Origin of the sequence: uncultured Apibacter sp. (assembly GCF_946479295.1) — a bacterium.
Classification (GTDB): Bacteria; Bacteroidota; Bacteroidia; order Flavobacteriales; family Weeksellaceae; genus Apibacter.
In genome coordinates this window covers 12,167-33,497 of the sequence record NZ_CAMLFD010000022.1, presented here as the reverse complement: position 1 = coordinate 33,497, position 21,331 = coordinate 12,167, and the positions used below count along the sequence as shown (strand labels likewise).

Genomic DNA, 21,331 nt, shown 5'->3' with positions numbered 1-21,331 from the left:
GATAATATTATAATTTATATAAAATTATTTATAAAAATTTATTACAAAATTTAAGAAAACATTATATAAAATTTAAAATTATAACATAATTAATCTTATTTTTATAACAATAATTTATTTAATTTTATCTATATTTTATATTTTTTAAATAAATATAATTTTTTTCTTTTATAATAAAAAAAATTATTTTAATTTTATATTATTAATTATAAATTTTAATCTTAATGAATAATATAAAATTATATAAAATTTTAAAGAAATGATTAAAATTTTCAATGATTTATTTGACAAATATTAACTTTTTGAAAGAAGTACAATTTAAATATTTTTTTAGATAATGTATTTTAATATAAAATAATTATTTAATTTTAATTATTTTAACTTATGAATTTTAATAAATTAAATAAAAAAAGATCAATAATTTAGTAAAATTATTGTCATTTGTTACAAAAAATTATATTTATTGAGCAAATTTCCCTTTTTTTTATTTTCTTTATTTATAAATAAAAACTAATCATTATATTTGCGCTAATTAATATTATGAATTACATAGTTTATAGGTTATACTCATAATTATAATATATATTAAAATGATAAAAAATTTACCGATTATTTATGTAGTAACTTTTATATTAAGTTTTTCTACGTTGAAATCTCAAGTACAATTTGGTGTAAAAGGAAGTTTGCAATTTACCAATGTCAGAAATGTGCATAAAAACTCTGAAACTCGTGCTTTTGCTCCAGCAGTTGGTTTATTTGCTCAAATACCATTAAATGATTACAATGACAACTGGTTTTTTAAACCTGAAATTGTTTATTCTGAACAAGGTGAAAAAGATGGTAAAGATATGAATGTAAAATTTTACCAGACATATATTAATGTACCATTAATGATTAAATTTTATTTTTCAGATTTTTTCTTTCCACCTTGTTGTAGAGGTAGAGATACTCATGAATTTTTTATCGAAGCTGGACCTCAGTTAGGATATCTTATAAGTCAAAAAAATAAACTTTTAGATAAAAAATGGTACGGTGGGGTTTCAAAACTTGATATTTCAGCCGGAGTTGGTGGTGGAATCAGTTTTTTAAGAAAACATGAAATAGGTGTACGATATAATTTTGGACTTAATGATATTTACAAAAATAATAATTATTATTCGAAAGATGGAAAATGGTTAAAAATCCATAATACATCCAATATTGGTGTGTCTTATTTTTACTTTTTCTAAATAATATAAACTTATATTAAATATGAATTGATATACATAAAAAATAGTTATAAGATACAAGAGTATTAAATAACAGAATTCAATAATAAAAATATATTTATTTTAAATATTATAAGAATCAATATTTATAAATTATAATTATTTTTTATTAGTAATTTCACCTGAATAACTATTTTCAAAGTGATTTTTTAGTCTTTTATCTCTTATATCTTTACCAAGTAGCCACATAAGTTTAGTTGTTGCTGCTTCTATAGTTATGTCATATCCAGATATAACCCCTAGCTCTTTAAAAATAAGGCTATTATAATATTTGCCAAAATTTACACAACCTCTAATGCATTGTGTTATGACTACAATTTCTTTTCCTATTTCTCTTGCTTTTGAAATAGTATATAAAGTTTCTTTATCTGAAGGTATATTACCAGAGCCATAAGTTCTTAAAATTATTCCTTCAACATCGCTATCAAAAATAATTTTATTTAATAATTTACTATTTTTACCTGGAAAGAAAGTATAGATATCTATCTTATTATTAATATTTTTATCAACTATAAATTTTTTAGAATTAAGTGTTAAAAGATATTCTTTAAAAACATTAAGATTTACTCCTGATTCACCTAATATATGATAATTAGGAGAAATAAACGCATCAAAATGTTCAGCTGAAAATTTGGTTGTTCTATTAGCTCTATATAATTTATATTCAAAATAAATACATACTTCTTTTATAATCGGACTATTTTTTTCATACAAAGCTGCATAATAAATAGATGTTATTAAATTTTCTTTTGCATCTGTTCTCAATTCTCCAATAGGAAGTTGAGATCCCGTGAATATTACAGGCTTTTGTAAACCTTGAAGCATAAAACTCATCATTGACGCTGTATAAGACATTGTATCAGTTCCATGTAAAATAACAAATCCATCATAATTATTATATGAATTTTCGAGTATATTACCTAGAAATATCCAATTACTTATATCAATATCTGAGGAATCTATGGGATTTTCAAAAACATGAATATCTATTTCAGCATCGATAAGCTTAATCTCCGGAATATGCTTTATAAGTGCATTAAAATTAAATGGTTTTAAAGTTTCGGAACCATATTCTTTAATCATCCCGATTGTACCTCCTGTATAAATTAATAAAATCTTACGTTTCATCTATATTTAGAGTTTAAAATGCAATTTATGAAAATATTAACAGCTTTAATTATTATTTTTGAAACATGATTTCAAATGAATTCCAAAAAAATTTAGACTTATATAATTATTTAGCCGGTCATATATCGAAAGAAAAATATGAAAAAATTGAAAATTTAGTTAATTATAGAACTAATTATATACTACCCATTATTGAAGATATATTTCAATTCCGTAATGCAGGTGCAATTGTAAGAAGCATGGAAGCTTTTGGATTTCAATCATTAATTGCCTTAGAAAAAAGAAATGAATTTAAACCTGAAAGTGCTGTTGCAAGAGGTGCTGATAAATGGATAGATATATCATATAAATCTTCGAATATCGAAACTTTAAAAGAAATTAAAGCAATGGGATATCAATTAGTAGCGATTTCACCTGAAGTAAATGCTATAGATATACAAGATTTTTCTATTTCTCAACCTACTGCATTAATTTTTGGTACCGAGTTTAAAGGAATTAATGAAGAAACTTTAAATTTTGCCGATTTATGTGTTAAAATTCCTATGAAAGGTTTTACTGAAAGTTTAAATGTATCAGTAGCCGCAGGAATTTGTTTTTATGAAATGAGAAATAAATTGGAAAATAGTACTTTAAATTGGCAATTAAGTGAAAATGAAAAAATTAATTTAAAAATACAATGGGCTATGAAATCCGTTAGTTCGGGAAATGAAATTGCCGCCCATTATATTAAATCTTTAGATAAATGAAAAAAATATCAATTTTAATTTTAGGTTTTATATATAGCACTCTTTCTCAAGCCCAAAATATTGAGGAATCCTCTTATACTGAAAAAAATAAGATAATGGAATCTTTAAGCTTTTCAATACCTATTTGTAATAAAGATGTACTCATAAGTACTTGGAAAAATTTTATTAAAAAGCAAGGAGGTAAAATTAAAGGAGGTGTCATAAATAAGGTTTACGGTTCTGATATTAAATTTTCACCATCTGGAGAAAGTTGGATTGGAAATTTTGCTTATGAATATAATGATAACAAAACTATGACTGTATTTACATCTTTTCAAGACATGTCAAATACATATATTAATTCAAATATTTCTGAAAAAGATATTGCAATTCCCGTTCTTGAAAATTTTAAATTAGATGTACAAAAGTCATGTACACTTGATGATCTTACCTATGCGAAAAGTTACAGTATTAAACTCAATAAAGATAAAATACGAAATTCTGATAAAATTTTTGCTTTAGAAAAAACTTTGCAAGAAGATTATAAAAAAGTTAGTTTAAAATCAAATCAAGATATTTCGGATAAAGAACGTGAAAATATTAATAAAATTAAAGATAGAATCATTATAAATGAGGGTGAAATTCAAACTCTAAAAAACAGAAATCTTGAAATTGATAAAGAGCTTATATCTCAAAGTATGGTTATACAAGGATTTCAAAATTCACTGGACTTATTAGAAGGTAAAGTCTTATCTGATGATTCTAATGAAAATTTGAATCATAATGAGAATAAAATAAATATATCTAGTAATCAACATGATGAAGAAGAAATTAATGGTATAGATCAAGATATCAATGATGAAAATGACATAAAATCACCAAATTATTTTGACAATCATTAATATATATATAATATTCGTGAAATTTTTAAATAAATATTTTTTTATAAGCTTAATTCCATCATTAAATGAAACTTGAAAAACTAAATCTTTTAGATCAAAGTGAAATTATGTTTTTACAAAATATATATTTGAACTCATTTCCTATAGAAGAAAGAAGACCTATTGATCAAATGTTAAATCTTTATGAAGATAATAGAGATAAATTTAAAATATTATTATGTATTAAAGAAAATGAAAGAATAGGATTTTTTAATTATTGGAAATTAAGAGATTTTATTTTTGTAGAACATTTTGCCATTTTACCTGAATTTAGACGTATTGGCTATGGAAGTAAAGTTATAAATCTTTTCATTGAAAAAATTTCATTACCTATTGTTTTAGAAGTTGAACCTCCCACTTCACATTGGGACGAAAGACGTATCGTTTTTTATGAACGATTAGGTTTTAAATTGTGGGATACCATTGAATATAAACAACCCTCATATCATGGAGATGGAAAAAGTTATCCTATGAAATTAATGTCATTACGGGAAATAGATCTTGATAAAGAAAATCAAAACATTATAAAGGTAATACATTCTGAAGTTTATAATTCATAAAAAAACTGTAAAAAAATAAAAGCCTATCTAAGGATAGGCTTTTTATAATTTATATTAATCAATTTTTAAGCATCTATATTTGCATACACAGCATTTTTTTCAATGAATTCTCTACGAGGAGGAACATCATCTCCCATTAGCATTGAAAAAATACGATCGGCTTCTGATGCGTTATTAATTGTAACCTGTCGTAAAGTTCTTTTTTCAGGATTCATAGTTGTATCCCAAAGCTGCTCAGCATTCATCTCTCCTAACCCTTTATATCTTTGAACAGAAAAACCTTTTCCTTGAGCATTACCTAATTCAGCAGCTATTTCTTCCCTATGTTTGTCATCCCACGCATAATATTCCTTATTTCCTTTTTTCAATAAATACAATGGAGGAGTAGCTATATAAATATATCCTTTCTCAATCATCTCTTTCATATAACGAAAAAAGAATGTTAAAATCAGTGTGGTAATATGCGAACCGTCAACATCCGCATCAGTCATAATTACTACTTTATGATAGCGAAGTTTAGTAAGATTTAATTCTTTAGAATCTTCTTCTGTTCCTACAGAAACTCCTAAAGCTGTATAAATATTTTTTATTTCATCACTTTCAAAAACCTTATAACTTACCGCTTTTTCAACATTAAGAATTTTACCTCTTAAAGGTAGAATAGCCTGAAAATTTCTATCTCTTCCTTGTTTAGCAGTTCCACCTGCAGAATCCCCTTCGACCAAAAATAATTCACTTTCTTCTGCATTACGTGAAGAACAATCAGCTAATTTCCCAGGTAAACCACTTCCTCCTAAAGGAGATTTTCTCTGAACTAATTCTCTAGCTTTTTTAGCAGCCTGACGCGCTTTAGCTGCGAGAAGAACTTTTTGTACAATTTGTTTAGCTTCATTGGGATGTTCTTCTAGATAATTAGTTAACATTTCTGCTACTATTTTATCTACTGCCGAACTAACTTCAGAATTTCCTAGCTTAGTTTTAGTTTGGCCTTCAAATTGAGGTTCCATAACTTTTACGGAAACCACTGCAGTTAGACCTTCACGAAAATCATCACCGGTAATTTCAACCTTTTCCTTTGCTAAGTTAATATTTTCATCTGCATATTTTTTCAATGTTCGTGTTAAGGCTCTTCTAAATCCGGTTAAATGAGTTCCTCCTTCATGGGTATTGATATTATTTACATATGAATGAATGTTTTCCGTATATGAAGTATTATATCTCATAGCTACTTCAACCGGAATTTCATCAATTTCTCCTTCCATATGGATAATTTCATCCATTAGGGGTTCTCTGTTTTCGTCTATAAATTCAACAAACTCTTCAAGACCTCTTTCAGAATAAAATACTTCTTTTTTAGTATCACCGTTTTCATCTACTTCTCTTTCGTCTGTTAAAGTTATAGTTATCCCTTTATTAAGAAATGAGAGTTCGCGTAAACGGGTGGCTAACGTATCATAATTATAAATAGTTTCAGTGAAAATTGAACTATCGGGAATAAATGTTACTGTGGTGCCCGTATGAGTAGAAACTCCTACTATTTCAACTGAAGTTAAAGCAACTCCTTTAGAATACTTTTGTTGATATTTTTTTCCATCTCTATTTACTGTTGCAATAAGTTCAGTGGATAATGCATTCACACAAGATACCCCTACTCCATGCAATCCACCGGATACTTTATATGAATCTTTATCAAATTTTCCTCCGGCTCCTATTTTTGTCATTACTAACTCTAATGCTGACAATCCGGTTTGTTTATTAGTATCAACAGGAATTCCGCGTCCGTTATCTTTAACTGTAATAGAATTATCTTTTCCAATACTTACATTGATGGTATCACAATATCCAGCTAGAGCTTCATCAATAGAATTATCAACTACTTCATATACTAAATGATGTAATCCTCTAACTCCTACATCTCCAATGTACATGGAGGGGCGCATACGTACATGTTCAATACCTTCCAGCGCTTGAATACTATCTGCCGTATATTTTTGTTCACTCATTTTTAATCGTTAATTTAATTCAAAAAATACTTACAAATATATGAAAAAATATTGAAATTTACTAGTTCTTCAGACGTTACGCATTAAATGAAAATAAATAAAAAACAGATTCAACAAATGAATCTGTTTTTACATTATATATAACTATTTATTTATGGAATTAAATTTCTTTATAAGTATTTATTAAGGATCCAAAGTCATTTACATTTAAAGAAGCACCGCCAATCAATCCTCCATCAACATCTGGTTTTGAGAAAATTTCCTTTGCATTTGCCGGTTTAACACTTCCTCCGTAAAGGATTGAGACTGAGTCAGCAACTTCTTTACCATATTTATCTGCAATTAATGAACGAATATAAGCATGAATTTCTTGAGCTTGTTCCGGAGTAGCTGTTTCCCCTGTTCCTATAGCCCAAACTGGTTCATAAGCAATAACAACTTTAATGATTTCTTCTGCTGTTAAGTTAAATAAAGCTACTTCAGTTTGCCTTTTTACTACGTCGAAATGTTTTCCTGCTTTTCTTTCTTCTAATAATTCACCATTGCAAAATATTGGTGTTAATCCATTATCTAAAGCAATTTTAACTTTAGCACCTATTTGTTCATCAGTTTCATTATGGTATTGTCTTCTTTCAGAATGACCAATAATGGCCCCATCAACTTGAATAGATTTAAGCATTTCAGCTGAGATTTCTCCTGTATATGCTCCTGATTTATGTACTGAAATATCTTCAGAGTATACATTCAAGTTTTTATGGTTAGCTTTTGCATTTTCCAAATATATAAACGGAATTCCTACGATAACTTCACATTTTGGTGAATTGGATTGTATGAAAGAATCTATTTCTGCTAATAAGGCTTTTGCTTCCGGCAATGTTTTATTCATTTTCCAATTCCCTGCTACTATTTTTTTTCTCATGTGTATGTAAATTAAGTTTATAATTCTTTTATTTCTTGTATTGTTGGAAAATCGTTTATATTAAATTTGGCAACGACCACTCCTTTTTTTAATATCATAATCCCTATAAAACTTCTACTAATAGTTTTTAAAGTTGTTTGATCCATTATGCAAGTAGCCATTGGACTTAAATATGTGGGATCATTTGTTAAAATGACAAATTTAAGTTTTTTCTCTTTTAATTGAAATGTGATTTTTCTCAATTTAGCCCGTTCTATAATACTTAGTTTTTTTGCAAAAGGAACAGTAATTACAACTATTTTATCTTGATCTAAAACATTTTCTGTTTTATCTTCTCCTAAACACTCAATTGAAAAATCATGTACAGATGGTAATTTGGCTTCTTTTAATATTTTGACTGATGTATCATTTATCTTCCAGTTTAAAGTATCTTTCCATATGCCTGAGTTAATATAATCATCTGAATTCATTTTTTTTTCTTTATGAGTGTTAAGATTTCTAAGTGTATAAATAATTAGGCTTTTTTGCGATTCTCCATCATTCATTCCTTCTTTAATATTCTTACCAACCGCGTAAGGTCTAAAATCTATTATCGGTTGATGTGCAATTCCCTGATATACTGTCCATATACATATCATAATAGATATCCCTATTATTATCCAATTTATTTTTAAAGTAAAGACCGGGTGTATATACTTTGACCCATAAACTAAAATAACTATCAACAGTAAAAGAATAATGTCTTTGCCAAAGGATGTCCATGGAGATAATTTTATGGCATCACCAAAGCATCCGCAATCAGTAACTTTATTGAAATAAGCTGAATAAAAGGTTAAAAAAGTAAAGAAAATTATTAAAAATAATAAGAAGCTTAAAGTGAATTTTTTCCAAATTCCTATAAGTAAGAACACTCCTAACATTACCTCAAGGATAACAAAAAATATAGATAATGGAAGTGCTAAATTTTGTAAAAAATGAATATTAAAAACACTTTCTCCAAAATATTCTTCCAACTTATAAGAAAATCCAATTGGATCAACAGTTTTAACGAAACCGGAAATTATGAAAATAATTCCAACCAGTATTCTGAGAAATTGACTTATAAATTTCATTAAACTATTTTTATTTGTTTTCCTCACTTAAAATTAAAGCAAACACTGCATAGTTTAAAATATCAAAATAATTTGCGTCTAAACCTTCTGAAACTAGGGTTTTACCTTTATTATCTTCTATTTGCTTGATACGTAATAATTTTTGCAAAATTAAATCGGTTATTGAACTTATACGCATATCTCTCCATGCTTCTCCATAATCATGGTTTTTACGAATCATTAAATTTTTAGCTTGATTAGTTATATTATCGTATAATTCAGATGCTTCTTCTAAATTTAAATCGGGTTGTTCCGCAATACCTTTTTCAAATTGTATTAAAGCCATTATTGAATAGTTAACAATTGCTAAAAATTCTCCTTCAATTCCTTCCAAAATTTTTTGTTCTCCTTTTTCCTGAATAGTTCTAATTCTGTTGGCCTTAATAAATATCTGATCAGTTAAAGAAGGTAAACGCAAAATTCTCCAAGCGGGTCCATAATCGATCATTTTATTTACAAATAATTTCTTGCAGTTTGAAATTATTAAATTAAATTCTTCTAATGTTTTTTCCATTATTATTTTATACGTACAAAAATACTATTTAACTATGTATTTACCTAGAGGTAATTTATTTAAAATGTATAAGAGTAATATTGAAATAATTAATGTACAAAAAGTGATTATAGGTATAGAGAATAATGGATTAAAAGATAAAGCATCTAATCCTATATTGTCAAACAATCCAATAATTAAAACATGTATAAGGTAAATTCCATAACTGTATTCACTTATTAAAGATAAAATTTTATTTTTTTTATTAAATATAGGCACGAGATAAAATAATAAAAATACTGAAAGAGCCTGAAATAAATCCCAAGGTTTAAATTGTTCGGTATATACCCCTGAGTTAATGGTTGCAGTATATGAATCAAAACATATATATAAATAAGATAATAAAAAAATTATAATACACGAAATGATATAATATTTAATATTATATTTATATTTTCTTCTCACTAAATAATATCCTAAGACCAAATAACCGAGAAATTCAGCATAACGCATTATATAATTGGATAGATATATGGTATCAAAAAATTTACAAAAAATAAATAATACTAAAAAACATACAATCATGAAACATAATTGTTGTTTCTGATTGCTTACCATTATCCATTGATTGATAAGAGGAAGTAATAAATAGATTCTCAAGAGCATATAAATATACCACATATGATAAGCTACTCCCGTAACCAATTCTAAATAGGAATATTCAATAACAAAATTAAAATTTAAAATTATATGATTTTTAAAATGTAAAATTAATATTTTAAAAATAATATAGATAAAACTCCAAAATAAAAAGGGAACTAATACTCTTGAAAACTTTTTAGTAAAATGTTTAAATGTATATTGCTTTCCCAATGATAATAATCCGGTCATCATGATAAAAATAGGTACACCGAATCTTGCTAAGTTTATATAAAAATTTGATATCAACCAATCATTTTCAGAAACCTTATCATAACTACGACTCATCTTAGCGGCAACATGTAATAAAACAATTCCGATAGCACAAATTGCACGAAGATTATCTATCCAAATTATATTCTTATTATTAATATCTTTTTTCACTATGTCCATATTGTTAAGAATAAAAAATTTATTATTTGAATTTTCTAAAACTATGAATTCACATGAATAAATATCCCAATGTGAATATGAATTGAAAAATATTTATAATTTTTTAATACTAAATTTTAACTAAAATTTAAAATAATACATGTCTTTATCTTTAATAATTTATTACAATTAATATAATTAAAATGATAATAAACTAATTTTTATTAAGTTAAATTATTATTCACACATATAAAATAAATATATTATCTCTTTTGTTTTTTATTGTTAGCAATAATTATAAAAAAACAAAATACTATGCGATAAATTTATAGAAAATTTAATATAAAATAAAAATATTTTAAATAAATTTAAAAAAGTTATAGGATAAGTTATTATTCATTTTTTCAATGTGATAATGTAAAATATCTTGCATTATTTATTTTTTTAAATTTACAATCTCAAATACATATTATGACAATTAACATTAGTGGGTCTTTAGTAGATTTTAATATTCCTAAAGTAGCCGGAATACTCAATATTACAGAAGATTCCTTTTATGATGGTGGTAAATATTCTACTATAGAGAAAGCTTTAAAGCATACGGAAGAATTAATTGCTGAAGAAGCTGATTTCATTGATATAGGCGGTCAATCTACACGTCCGGGTTCACGTTTTTTGTCTGAAGAAGATGAATTATCTCAAGTTATACCAGTAATTAAAGCTATTAAAAAAAAATTTCCTTTTGTAAAATTGTCTATAGATACATTTTGGTCAAAGGTTGCGGAAGAAAGCGTTTATGAAGGTGTAAGTATGATTAATGACATTTCCGGAGGAAGTATGGATGAAAAAATGTTTGAAACTGTTGGTAGATTAAAAGTACCTTATGTTTTAATGCATATGAGAGGAACTCCTCAAACCATGGGAACTTTTACGGAATATAATAATTTGATTTTAGATATTAATTATTACTTTTCAAAAAAAATTAGTGAACTTAAAAAATTTGGTGTAAATGATATCTTATTGGATCCAGGTTTTGGATTTAGTAAAACTTTAGAACAAAATTACGAATTACTCAAAAACATTGATAAATTCAAAATATTTAATCTACCTTTATACATTGGAATGTCAAGAAAAAGTATGATTTATAAATGTTTAGAAATAACTGTAGAAGAAGCATTAATAGGAACATCAGCATTAAACTTATATGCATTACAGAAAGGTGCTCATATATTACGTGTACATGATGTAAAAGAAGCTAAACAAATGATTAATCTTTGGAAAATGTTAAAATAATAATAACCATTTATAATAAATTTATTTCTTTACATGCAAAACTCATCAGAAATTATTCAAGTAAGCATTACAGGAGTTGATAAACCCGGAATAACTTCCGCAATAACCCATATATTAGGAAAATATAACGCAAAAATTCTTGACATTGGTCAAGCCAATATTCATCATTCTTTATCATTAGCCATATTATTTATGTCGGAAAATGGCAATTCCGGAAACATATTAAAAGAAATACTATTTAAAGCAAATAAGCTTGAAATTAATGTTAGATTTTATGCTCTTAGTAAGGATGAATATAGTAATTGGGTTAAGGTTCAAGGAAAAAATAGATATATTATAAATATTCTTGGAAAAGAGATTACTGCAATGCATATTTCAGAAGTATCAAACGTTTTGCTCGACTTTAAATTAAATATCGAGAGAATTATACGATTAACTCAACGTATTCCTTTAGATAGAATTATTGATCGTACTTGTTTTGAATTTGCTGTGAGGGGGAATCTACCTAATATTAGGGAAATACAAAATAAATTCTTGTTCTTATCTTCAAAATTAAATATTGATATAGCTTTACAAGAAGAGAATAGGTATAGAAGAATGAGACGTTTGATTTGCTTTGATATGGATTCTACCTTAATACAAACCGAGGTTATTGATGAACTTGCAGAAAAAGCAGGAGTAGGCAAAGAGGTTAAAGCTATAACCGAATCCGCCATGAATGGTAATATCGATTTTTCCGAAAGTTTCAAAAGAAGAATTAAGCTTTTAAAAGGATTAGATGAATCCGTTTTAAAAGAAATTGCTGAAAAACTACCAATAACTGACGGTCTTGAGAGATTAATGGGAGTACTAAAAAAGAGTGGATTTAAGACCGCTATTATTTCCGGTGGATTTACTTATTTCGGAGACTATCTTAAAGAAAAATTTGGTTTTGATTATGTATTTGCTAACAAACTGGAAATAATTGATGGAAAATTAACCGGCAATTATATCGGAGATATTGTTGACGGTAAGAAAAAAGCAGAATATTTAAAATTAATTTCAACTTTCGAAAATATTGATATACAGCAAACTGTTGCTGTAGGTGATGGCGCTAACGATTTGCCTATGTTATCAATAGCCGGATTGGGAATTGCATTTCATGCTAAACAAACTGTTAAACAAAATGCCAATCATTCTTTATCTACAATTGGTTTAGATGGTATATTATATTTCTTGGGTTACAAAGATTCTTCAGAAGATATCGAAATGAAATCTTTTTCCTAAATTCTAAGTTTATTTTTAGGTTATATTAGAAAGTTGTGTAATTTACAATTTAATAAGCAGCAATAGCCGATCTTACAATAACATTACCTAAAGAATCGAGCTTTTCAAGATAAACCTCTTCCAATTGATTCACAAGATTGGGATTATAAGGTTGGCTTACTCGTACATAATTTTCAGTATATCCGTACATCATTCCATTTTTATTTTCATGTTCCCAAAGGACCGTTTTAATTTTGCCCAGTTGGGATTCATAAAAAGCATGACGTTTTTTTTCGGATAATATTTTCAACATTTTATTTCTTTTCTTTCTTTCAGAGTAAGGTACTTTTTCTTCCATATCTATAGCTTCAGTATTATCTCTTTCTGAATAGGTAAAGACGTGTAAATAACTTACAGGAAGCTTTTGTAAAAAATTATAAGTCTCAAGAAACTTTTCTTCTGTTTCACCAGGAAAACCTACTATTACATCAACTCCTATGCAGGCATCCTGTATTATGGAATGAATTTTATTAATTCTGTCACTATATAAGTTAGTTAAATATCTACGTTTCATTTTTTTCAAAAGATCATCACAGCCGGATTGTAATGGAATATGAAAATGAGGAACGAAAATATTTGATTTAGAGACATACTCAATAATTTCATCTCTAAGCAAATTCGGCTCAATCGAGGAAATTCGTATTCGCTCAATAGATTGTAGCTGATCTAAATTCTGTACTAATTCTAAAAAAGTATGCTGATGTTTTTTATTTCCAAATTCTCCTTTTCCATAATCTCCAATATTAACTCCCGTAAGTACAATTTCTTTGATATTTTTATCAGCAATCTCTTCCGCTTGTTTTATGATATTTTGTAGTTCAGCAGATCTTGAAATTCCTCTTGCTAATGGTATAGTACAATAGGTACATTTATAATCACACCCATCCTGAACTTTTAAAAATGCTCGAGTCCTATCGCCTAAAGAATAGGACCCTACAAAAAAATCTGCCTGATCAATTTCACATGAATGGACTTTTACATCAGAGTCTTTCTTCAAATCTGAAATATATTTATGAATATTGAACTTTTCCTTAGCTCCTAATACTAAATCAACCCCGTCAATTTTACTAATTTCATCAGGTTTTAATTGAGCATAACAGCCTATCACACAAATTAAAGCATCAGGATTTAGATGTAAAACCCGTTTAACAATAGTCTTACATTCTTTATCTGCGTTATCAGTTACTGAACATGTATTAATTATATAAACATCAGCTCTTTCATTAAAAGTTACTTTCACAAACCCTTCTTCAATTAATTGTCTTGCTATCGTTGATGTTTCAGCAAAATTTAATTTACATCCTATAGTATGAAATGCTACTGATTTCCTGATTTCTTTTAACATGATGCAAAATTACGTATTTAATTTATTTACTGAAATTATTATAATAATTATATCAGATTTTCATATTTTATAAAAAAAAATCCCTGAATATAAAATAATCAGGGAAACATCTAATAAAAAGTCATATTTTAATTATTAAAAATACTTCTTCCATTTAACGGTTGAAGCGGTCTATTATTAGTTTTAGGTAAGTGATATTTTATTTCATCGATTTCTTCATTGGTCATGGTAATAGGATTTTTAAATATGATCCAAGTTACATTTTCTGTACAAGGAGGTGTTGTTAATGATCCTAAATAAGTAAAATAGGATTTATTTTTTGGATATAAATTTTCAGGATTAAATTTTATCGATGTATCTATTTTTTCAAATCCTTTTAAGGATTTGAAAACTTCTAATTTTTCAAAATATGAATTTATATCACCTTCCTTAACTAATACTCCTATAACTAACACAGATCCATCATTAGCTTTATGAACAAAATGTAATTCCAGTGGATATCTTACTCTATCTACAGTATGTTCTGATTCTTCATGGGCATGAAATTGCACCAATGAATATACTTTCTTATTATACGTTATCGAACTTCCTGATTTAAAGTCAAATTGTAAGGAATGTCCATTGTCTTCGATATCTTCTATTTCACCTGAACCGTAATTGAATAATATTGGTGATAAATCTTTTTTAAATTTAGATTGGGAAATGTTAATGGGAGATTGAAATTTTCCAATACCACATTGTTTTCCTTCTTCAAATTCTCCCCAATGTTCCGGTGAAGAATCTCCTTCATATCCCCAATGATGATTCTGTGAAAAGCCTATAGTAGCTGCTAATATAGTTAAAAATAAACAAGTCTTTTTCATTGTTTTATTGATTATAATTTAACACAAAATTATGTATCTAAAAAAGAACATAAATGTTAAAATTATGTTAATTAGTTTATTTATATTCTCTTTCATAAAACTAAAAACTCAAAATAAAACTTTATGATTTGATTTTATAATAATGAGAATTACATTTGCAGCTAATTTTTCAAAATTATCAAACTTATATTATACATGACTAATGCTATAAATTCTAAGTCTAATAATATATCTCCTAAAAGAATACGATTAGGGGTTTTTGCATTTTACTTTTCACAAGGAATTTGTTTTTCAAGCTGGGCTAGCCGAATACCCGATATAAAAAATCTATTAAAATTGGGAGATGCTTCTTGGGGAACAATATTATTAATGCTTCCTATTGGGCAAATCTTAGGAATGACATTATCTGGCTATTTAATTTCTAAGTTTGGAAGTAAAAAAATATTAATTGCTGCATTACCTTGCTATGCTTTAGCACTTATATCAATTGGATTAGCTCAAAGCGAACTTATCTTAATTGGAAATTTAATTTTATTCGGATTTTTTGGCAATTTTTGTAATATATCTGTAAATACTCAAGGCATACTTGTTGAAAATTTGTACAATAAATCAATTATGTCATCTTTTCATGGAGGATGGAGTTTAGCCGGATTTACCGGTTCTCTTGTTGGGCTTTTAATGGTAAATTTTGGTCTTTCTCCTTTTCATCATTTTATAATTATATTTATTATAGTAACTTTATTGATACTATTTAATTTCAGATATTTACAAATTGATAAAAAAAGAGTTTCTGAAAATGCTTCTAATTCAAAAGATACAAAAGAAAAAATTAAACCTGAAAAATTTCTGTTTCTATTAGGGATAACTGCATTTTGTGGTATGGCTTCTGAAGGAGCAATGTTTGATTGGAGCGGAATTTATTTTGAAAAAATAGTAAAAGTTTCAAAAAATTGGGCGCCTCTTGGTTTTACTTCTTTTATGATTATGATGGCTAGTGGAAGATTTATAGCCGATCATGCGATACAAAAATGGGGACGACAGAAAATAGTACAAACTAGCGGTATATTAATATCTTTAGGTCTATTATTATCAGTTGTCTTTCCTAATCTAATTGTTACTACTTTATCTTTTATGATTATAGGACTTGGAGTATCAAGCATTATACCTACTATCTATAGCTTATCTGGACAAAAAACAAAAATCCCTACAGGCATGGCTCTAACTATAGTATCGAGTATAGGATTTATAGGTTTTTTATTAGGTCCTCCTATGATCGGTTATATTTCAGATGTACTTAATCTGAGATTTTCCTTTGCATTAATCGGTATTTTTGGAATTTGCATCTTTATACTTTCATCAAATTTAAAAGTTTTTAAAGAATAGGAATTAAATATAAAATGAATGCTCATTAAAATATTTCAATTTAATATATTAATGAGCATTTTTTATTTATAAAATTCTCTTAATTTTTTTCAAATCTAAATAACACTAAAGCTAAATAATATCTAATTTTTACACCTAAAAGTAATAAAATATAAAAAAAATAAGGCTTACTATGATATTTTTTAACAAAGATTTCCATAGCATTATAAAAACGTTTATAAGATATTTTATCTTTGTGCGTAGCTGCTCCTTTATAATGTAAAAGGGTGGATTGTCCATAATAATAATTATCATATCCTAACATTAAAATGGAATAGCTTAAATCAATATCTTCTCCATACATAAAATAAGATTCGTCCAACCCTCCTACTTCATTATATGTTTTCCTTTTCGTAAAGAAAAAACATCCTGTTAAAATTTCAACTTTACCGATTTCATATTCACCCAAATCGGTATTATACAATCCTGAAAAATTTAATCTTGATTTTAAAAAAAATAGTTGTGTAAATAATTTAGTAAAGGTATTTTTAAGATTAGGTATATTTCTCTTAGATTCAGGACGATAACAATTATTAAAATCAGCTATTCTTACCCCCAATGCTCCAAAATTTTTTATATTTTCTGCAAACGGAATTATTTTTTCAAAAATATCTGTATCTACTTGAGTATCGGGATTTAATAAAACAATATATTTTCCGGAGGAATGGTTTACTCCAATATTATTTGCCTTAGAAAAACCTAAATTTTCTGAATTTTGTATCCATAATATTTGAGAAAAATGCTTTGTTATATATTCTTTACTCCCATCCTGTGAATTATTATCGACTACTATAATCTCAGCATCAATATTTTTAGTAGCAAGTAAGCAACTCTTTATGCAATCTTCTAAAAAATCTTTAACATTATAATTAACTATAATAATTGAGAGTTCTTTCATTAATTTTTTCACTTTAGACCTTGTTTATAAGGAACCCTATTTTGAATTGAACGTATTAATGTTAATTCATCCGTATATTCAAGTTCGTCTCCAACACCGATTCCTCTTGCTATCGCTGTAAATTTAATTTGAGAATTATTCAAAATTTTATATAAATAAAACATCGTGGTGTCTCCCTCAATGGTTGCACTCAATGCAAATATAATTTCATCAATTCCTTGATCTTTAACTCTTTCAACTAATGGATTAATGCATAAATCTGATGCACTAACGCCTTCCATAGGTGATATTCTCCCTCCCAAAACATGATATTTTCCATTGTATTGTTGAGTGCTCTCTATTGCCATTACATCTCTCACATCTTCGACAACACATATAATTTTTTCATTGCGATACGGATTTGCACATATAGTGCAAATATCGGTATCGGAAAGATTATTGCATTGTTTACAATGTTTGATTTCGTGTACTAATCTAGAAATTGATTTTGATAAATTATCCGCTTGAATTTCAGGAATATCCAATAAATGTAAAGCCAAACGTAATGCTGTTCTTTTTCCAATTCCCGGAAGCTGTGAAATTTCTTCAACAGCTTGTTCTAAAATCTTGCTTGGATAATTATAATTCATAGAATCATTGATGTAAATAAAAAATCTTAATTATGTTCTAAGGATGAAAGATATTTTTCTGCATCCAAAGCAGCCATGCAACCGGCACCGGCTGCTGTAATCGCTTGTCGATAACGTTTATCGGCAACGTCTCCTGCTGCAAAAACACCAGGTATATTGGTTTCCGTACTAAAAGGTTTTATATGTAAATAACCTGTTTCATCCATATCTAATTTTCCTTTAAAAATCTCAGTGTTTGGTTTATGTCCTATAGCAATAAATATTCCATCAACATCCAATATTTTTTCTTCTTTTGTTTGATTATCGACAACTATTGCCTGAGAAACTAAATTGTTTTCTCCTTTTATATCTTTTAATTCAGTATTATACATCAATACAATATTAGTAGTCATATCAACTCTTTCCTGCATAATTTTAGAAGCTTTGAGATAATCTTTACGTACTAACATAAAAACAGTTTTACATATTTTAGCTAAGTAAGTAGCTTCCTCTGCGGCAGTATCTCCTCCTCCTACAACTACGACATTTTTTCCTCTATAAAAAAAGCCATCACAAGTGGCACATGCTGAAACTCCACCACCTCTATAGTTTTTTTCAAATTCCTTACCTAAATATTTTGCGCTTGCACCTGTAGCTATTATTACTGTCTTTGTTTTATACTCTTTTCCTGATATTGTTTTTACAGTGTGCAAATCTCCAAAATTTTGCCCAAATAGTACTTCTGTTACTGTATCGATATTAATGGTAGTACCAAATTTTTCAGCTTGTTTTTGAAGTTGTGTCATCATTTCCGGCCCGGTTATACCATCAGGATAACCCGGAAAATTCTCTACCTCAGTAGTAGTAGTTAATTGGCCTCCAACCTCAAGGCCGGTTATTATTATAGGATTCATTTCAGCTCTCGCTGCATAAATTGCTGCAGTGTAACCGGCAGGACCGGAACCGATAATTATTGTCTGTAATATATTCGTTTTTTCTGTCATCAGTAATGTTTATTAACAACTTTGTAAAGTTACTAATTTTCTTATTGAGCCTTACCTTGTTCAATAAAGTAGGTATTCAATTAAATTATGAGCTCTTCAGCAAATAAAATATTTGATCAAGATATGTTTATACTAAATCAGGATAATATTAATAAATTATATAAATATTTGCCCAATATTACATTTCTAATTAAAATATTTAATCATTATAAGATATTATAAACCAAGTCATTAAAAGTTGATCGATTTTAAAATAATTATATAATTACGAATTAATAGTTGATATAGTTAAGCAAATTCTTCTAATTTTTTACCATTAAGTATAATCCACTCATCTAAATTAAAATCAGCTTGTATTCCAATTTTAGCAAATTTATCTTTAGAATCCTTAATTAGTATACATCTCCCTTGAGCATCGATTTCTTCATGACCATTCATCAATGATAGATCTCCAATATCTTCTATTTTAGCAACAAATGATATTTCTTCATCCCCCATAATAATTTTTTCAGTGTATTGTATAGCTATATCAACTGTTTCCTTTTTTTCTTTACATAATCTTACATTTCGATATATTATGTCATAAAATGAAGGAGAATTATTCGGTATTTTTTCATATAATTCATATCCGGCCTCCCATTCTTTCTTTATAGTAGCATAATGTAAAGCAGTAATTAATGACAAGGTAAAATATTTACGTGTTTTTTTACGATAATAATCATTTGGATAATGACCACCTTCAAATAGTATTGTCGGGATATCTAATTTTTGAAAATTATCTCCTACAGATCTTGGATAAAATTCATCAGAAAATCTGGAGATTTTATTAGGAATGAGTTTAGTCATTTCTTTGTAAATATCTGCAATCAATCCCATTGATTTTTTTCGAGTATGGGTAATTTTTCTATCAATTGATTCTGATGGAGATAAAAAGGCCAACGTTGCTGGTTCTTTTTTTCCTTCCAAACCAAATATGGTTCTTTGATCGTGTAAATTGAATGCCAAATCATATTTTTTTTCATTAGCAATTTTTTTCAATACTTGCATTTCAACAGATGAAGCTGCTAAAAAATCACGATTTATATCTATACTTATTATATTCCTTCGAGTCCAAATTTCAGCTCCATCGGGATTTAACATAAAAATAATATCAAGAGTAAACTCATTGAGAATTTGACCTGCAATAGAATTTTTATTTTCTAAAAATTTGAGCAAATCTAAACAACTTAACGTACCTGTTGTTTCATTTCCATGCATTTGCGTCCAAATCAGAATATTCTTATTACCCTTACCTATAGTTACTTTATATATAGGTTTTCCCATTTCTGATTTTCCAACCTCTTTTATTAAACTATTATAATTTTTGAGTAAGAAACTAAAAAGCATGGGAGGATTGATATATCTATTTTTAAAATTTTCTTCTAATTCAAAATTTTCTTCTAAATCGAAGATTTTAAATTCTGCGTACATAGCTTTATTTTTTACAAAGATATTCAATTAAAAACAGTTTTAGTTAATTTACATTTGTAATTTACATTTGTAAAATAACAACACTAAGCATGTGTTCTCTTTTTGATTTAAAGTTTATATTGTATATCAAATCAATAAAAATAATACTTTTTATATTTATAAGTACTTGTTTACCAGTATTTTATTGTTTATAGTTTGTAGTTATAGTTTAATATAACTTTAAATATGTTTTTTAATTAAATCGAAAATATTATTATTATCTTTGTAATTAACATCTCATTTCACATTTGTAAATTGTTAACATTTGTAAATTATGGAAATCGACAAAAGAATCTCTACCCTTATAGAAATACTTGGATTAACACCAGGGGAATTTGCTGATAAAATAAATGTTCAAAGATCAAGTATTTCACATATCACATCAGCTAGAAATAAACCTTCATTAGACTTTTTAGAAAGAACGCTTTCTGTTTTTCCTGAAATTAATTCTGAATGGCTTATTTTAGGAAAAGGAAAACCATTAAAATCCCAATATAAAGAAATAAAAAAATCAGATTTAGAAATAGAAAATAATAATATTCAAAAGCTGCAATCTACTCCTACACTATTTCATTATGAAGAAGAAAATGAAGTAATAAAAACTGCTCAAGAAAATAAAATAGAAAATTTTAAAGTCTCTGAGAATCTCTCAGAAAAAAATTTTACGGATGAAGATTCATCCATTAAAAATTCAATGCAGAAAACTAGTGGGAAAAAAAAGAAGGAAATAAAGAAAATATTAATTATATATGAAGATAATACCTTCGAAATATTGGAAAATTAAATTTTTCAATTAAAAACATAAAAAAAGAGGGAAATTAAATT

At 27.0% G+C, this 21,331-nt stretch carries 20 protein-coding genes; 8 read left to right on the top strand and 12 right to left on the bottom strand.

All coding sequences use genetic code 11. From position 1 onward, the window contains the following. Positions 1–590 precede the first annotated feature (590 nt). Complete coding sequence (locus tag Q0T35_RS10675; RefSeq protein ID WP_293919179.1) at positions 591–1,229, top strand: porin family protein; 639 nt, start codon at positions 591–593, stop codon at positions 1,227–1,229. 138 nt (positions 1,230–1,367) lie between these two features. Here Q0T35_RS10675 and Q0T35_RS10670 read toward each other — a convergent pair whose 3' ends face one another. Continuing rightward, a complete protein-coding gene (locus Q0T35_RS10670) occupies positions 1,368–2,396 on the bottom strand; it encodes an asparaginase (RefSeq protein WP_293919178.1) in 1,029 nt (342 codons plus the stop codon). A gap of 65 nt (positions 2,397–2,461) precedes the next feature. Here Q0T35_RS10670 and Q0T35_RS10665 point away from each other — a divergent pair, with 65 nt between their 5' ends. The 3 genes from Q0T35_RS10665 to Q0T35_RS10655 all read left to right on the top strand — a co-directional run bounded on the left by Q0T35_RS10665 (position 2,462) and on the right by Q0T35_RS10655 (position 4,622). After that, positions 2,462–3,142 carry an RNA methyltransferase gene (locus tag Q0T35_RS10665; RefSeq protein ID WP_293919177.1) on the top strand — a complete coding sequence of 227 codons (681 nt, stop codon included), beginning with the start codon at positions 2,462–2,464 and terminating at the stop codon, positions 3,140–3,142. Further along, positions 3,139–4,023, top strand: coding sequence for a hypothetical protein (locus Q0T35_RS10660; protein ID WP_295843054.1), 885 nt, complete (start codon positions 3,139–3,141; stop codon positions 4,021–4,023). The genes Q0T35_RS10665 and Q0T35_RS10660 overlap by 4 nt, the downstream gene beginning before the upstream one ends. Before the next feature lie 65 nt (positions 4,024–4,088). Further along, positions 4,089–4,622, top strand: a complete 534-nt coding sequence (locus Q0T35_RS10655) for a GNAT family N-acetyltransferase (protein WP_295843052.1) — start codon at positions 4,089–4,091, stop codon at positions 4,620–4,622. Positions 4,623–4,687: 65 nt separating this feature from the next. Here the strand turns inward: Q0T35_RS10655 and gyrB are convergent, their stop codons facing one another. The 5 genes from gyrB to Q0T35_RS10630 all read right to left on the bottom strand — a co-directional run bounded on the left by gyrB (position 4,688) and on the right by Q0T35_RS10630 (position 10,280). Beyond that, complete coding sequence (gyrB, locus tag Q0T35_RS10650; protein WP_295811345.1) at positions 4,688–6,625, bottom strand: DNA topoisomerase (ATP-hydrolyzing) subunit B; 1,938 nt, start codon at positions 6,623–6,625, stop codon at positions 4,688–4,690. A gap of 160 nt (positions 6,626–6,785) precedes the next feature. After that, on the bottom strand, positions 6,786–7,544 hold the full coding sequence (gene tpiA / locus Q0T35_RS10645) for a triose-phosphate isomerase (RefSeq protein ID WP_293917447.1): 759 nt from the start codon (positions 7,542–7,544) through the stop codon (positions 6,786–6,788). Positions 7,545–7,561: 17 nt separating this feature from the next. Continuing rightward, a complete protein-coding gene (locus tag Q0T35_RS10640; RefSeq protein ID WP_295843051.1) occupies positions 7,562–8,656 on the bottom strand; it encodes a BT_3928 family protein in 1,095 nt (364 codons plus the stop codon). Between the two features lie 10 nt (positions 8,657–8,666). Next, positions 8,667–9,209: a DUF1599 domain-containing protein gene (locus tag Q0T35_RS10635; protein ID WP_293917444.1), complete on the bottom strand. Its 543-nt coding sequence runs from the start codon at positions 9,207–9,209 to the stop codon at positions 8,667–8,669. Positions 9,210–9,233: 24 nt separating this feature from the next. After that, positions 9,234–10,280 (bottom strand): acyltransferase family protein, encoded by a 1,047-nt coding sequence (locus Q0T35_RS10630; protein ID WP_295843049.1) that lies wholly within the window; start codon positions 10,278–10,280, stop codon positions 9,234–9,236. 450 nt (positions 10,281–10,730) lie between these two features. On the opposite strand from Q0T35_RS10630, the gene folP reads away from it, so the two are divergent. Beyond that, on the top strand, positions 10,731–11,552 hold the full coding sequence (gene folP / locus Q0T35_RS10625) for a dihydropteroate synthase (protein ID WP_293917440.1): 822 nt from the start codon (positions 10,731–10,733) through the stop codon (positions 11,550–11,552). A 33-nt stretch (positions 11,553–11,585) separates the two neighbouring features. Beyond that, a complete protein-coding gene (gene serB, locus Q0T35_RS10620) occupies positions 11,586–12,818 on the top strand; it encodes a phosphoserine phosphatase SerB (protein ID WP_295843045.1) in 1,233 nt (410 codons plus the stop codon). Positions 12,819–12,867: 49 nt separating this feature from the next. On the opposite strand, the gene mtaB is transcribed toward serB, so the two are convergent. Together mtaB and Q0T35_RS10610 are read right to left on the bottom strand one after the other, a co-directional pair. Then, the gene (mtaB, locus tag Q0T35_RS10615) at positions 12,868–14,202 is read right to left on the bottom strand and encodes a tRNA (N(6)-L-threonylcarbamoyladenosine(37)-C(2))-methylthiotransferase MtaB (protein ID WP_295843043.1); all 1,335 of its coding nucleotides are present in this window, start codon (positions 14,200–14,202) and stop codon (positions 12,868–12,870) included. A gap of 128 nt (positions 14,203–14,330) precedes the next feature. Further along, entirely contained in the window at positions 14,331–15,065 is a 735-nt protein-coding gene (locus Q0T35_RS10610) for a carbonic anhydrase (protein ID WP_293917436.1), read from the bottom strand. Between the two features lie 195 nt (positions 15,066–15,260). On the opposite strand from Q0T35_RS10610, the gene Q0T35_RS10605 reads away from it, so the two are divergent. Next, positions 15,261–16,448 (top strand): MFS transporter, encoded by a 1,188-nt coding sequence (locus tag Q0T35_RS10605; RefSeq protein WP_295843041.1) that lies wholly within the window; start codon positions 15,261–15,263, stop codon positions 16,446–16,448. Between the two features lie 79 nt (positions 16,449–16,527). On the opposite strand, the gene Q0T35_RS10600 is transcribed toward Q0T35_RS10605, so the two are convergent. The 4 genes from Q0T35_RS10600 to Q0T35_RS10585 all read right to left on the bottom strand — a co-directional run bounded on the left by Q0T35_RS10600 (position 16,528) and on the right by Q0T35_RS10585 (position 20,467). Continuing rightward, complete coding sequence (locus tag Q0T35_RS10600; protein WP_295843040.1) at positions 16,528–17,385, bottom strand: glycosyltransferase family 2 protein; 858 nt, start codon at positions 17,383–17,385, stop codon at positions 16,528–16,530. Between the two features lie 8 nt (positions 17,386–17,393). Continuing rightward, positions 17,394–18,014, bottom strand: a complete 621-nt coding sequence (recR, locus tag Q0T35_RS10595) for a recombination mediator RecR (RefSeq protein ID WP_293917431.1) — start codon at positions 18,012–18,014, stop codon at positions 17,394–17,396. Between the two features lie 26 nt (positions 18,015–18,040). Further along, on the bottom strand, positions 18,041–18,997 hold the full coding sequence (trxB, locus tag Q0T35_RS10590) for a thioredoxin-disulfide reductase (protein WP_295843038.1): 957 nt from the start codon (positions 18,995–18,997) through the stop codon (positions 18,041–18,043). Between the two features lie 288 nt (positions 18,998–19,285). Continuing rightward, entirely contained in the window at positions 19,286–20,467 is a 1,182-nt protein-coding gene (locus Q0T35_RS10585) for a M14 family zinc carboxypeptidase (RefSeq protein ID WP_295843035.1), read from the bottom strand. A gap of 313 nt (positions 20,468–20,780) precedes the next feature. On the opposite strand from Q0T35_RS10585, the gene Q0T35_RS10580 reads away from it, so the two are divergent. After that, on the top strand, positions 20,781–21,290 hold the full coding sequence (locus Q0T35_RS10580) for a helix-turn-helix transcriptional regulator (RefSeq protein ID WP_295843033.1): 510 nt from the start codon (positions 20,781–20,783) through the stop codon (positions 21,288–21,290). The last annotated feature ends 41 nt before the right edge of the window (positions 21,291–21,331 follow it).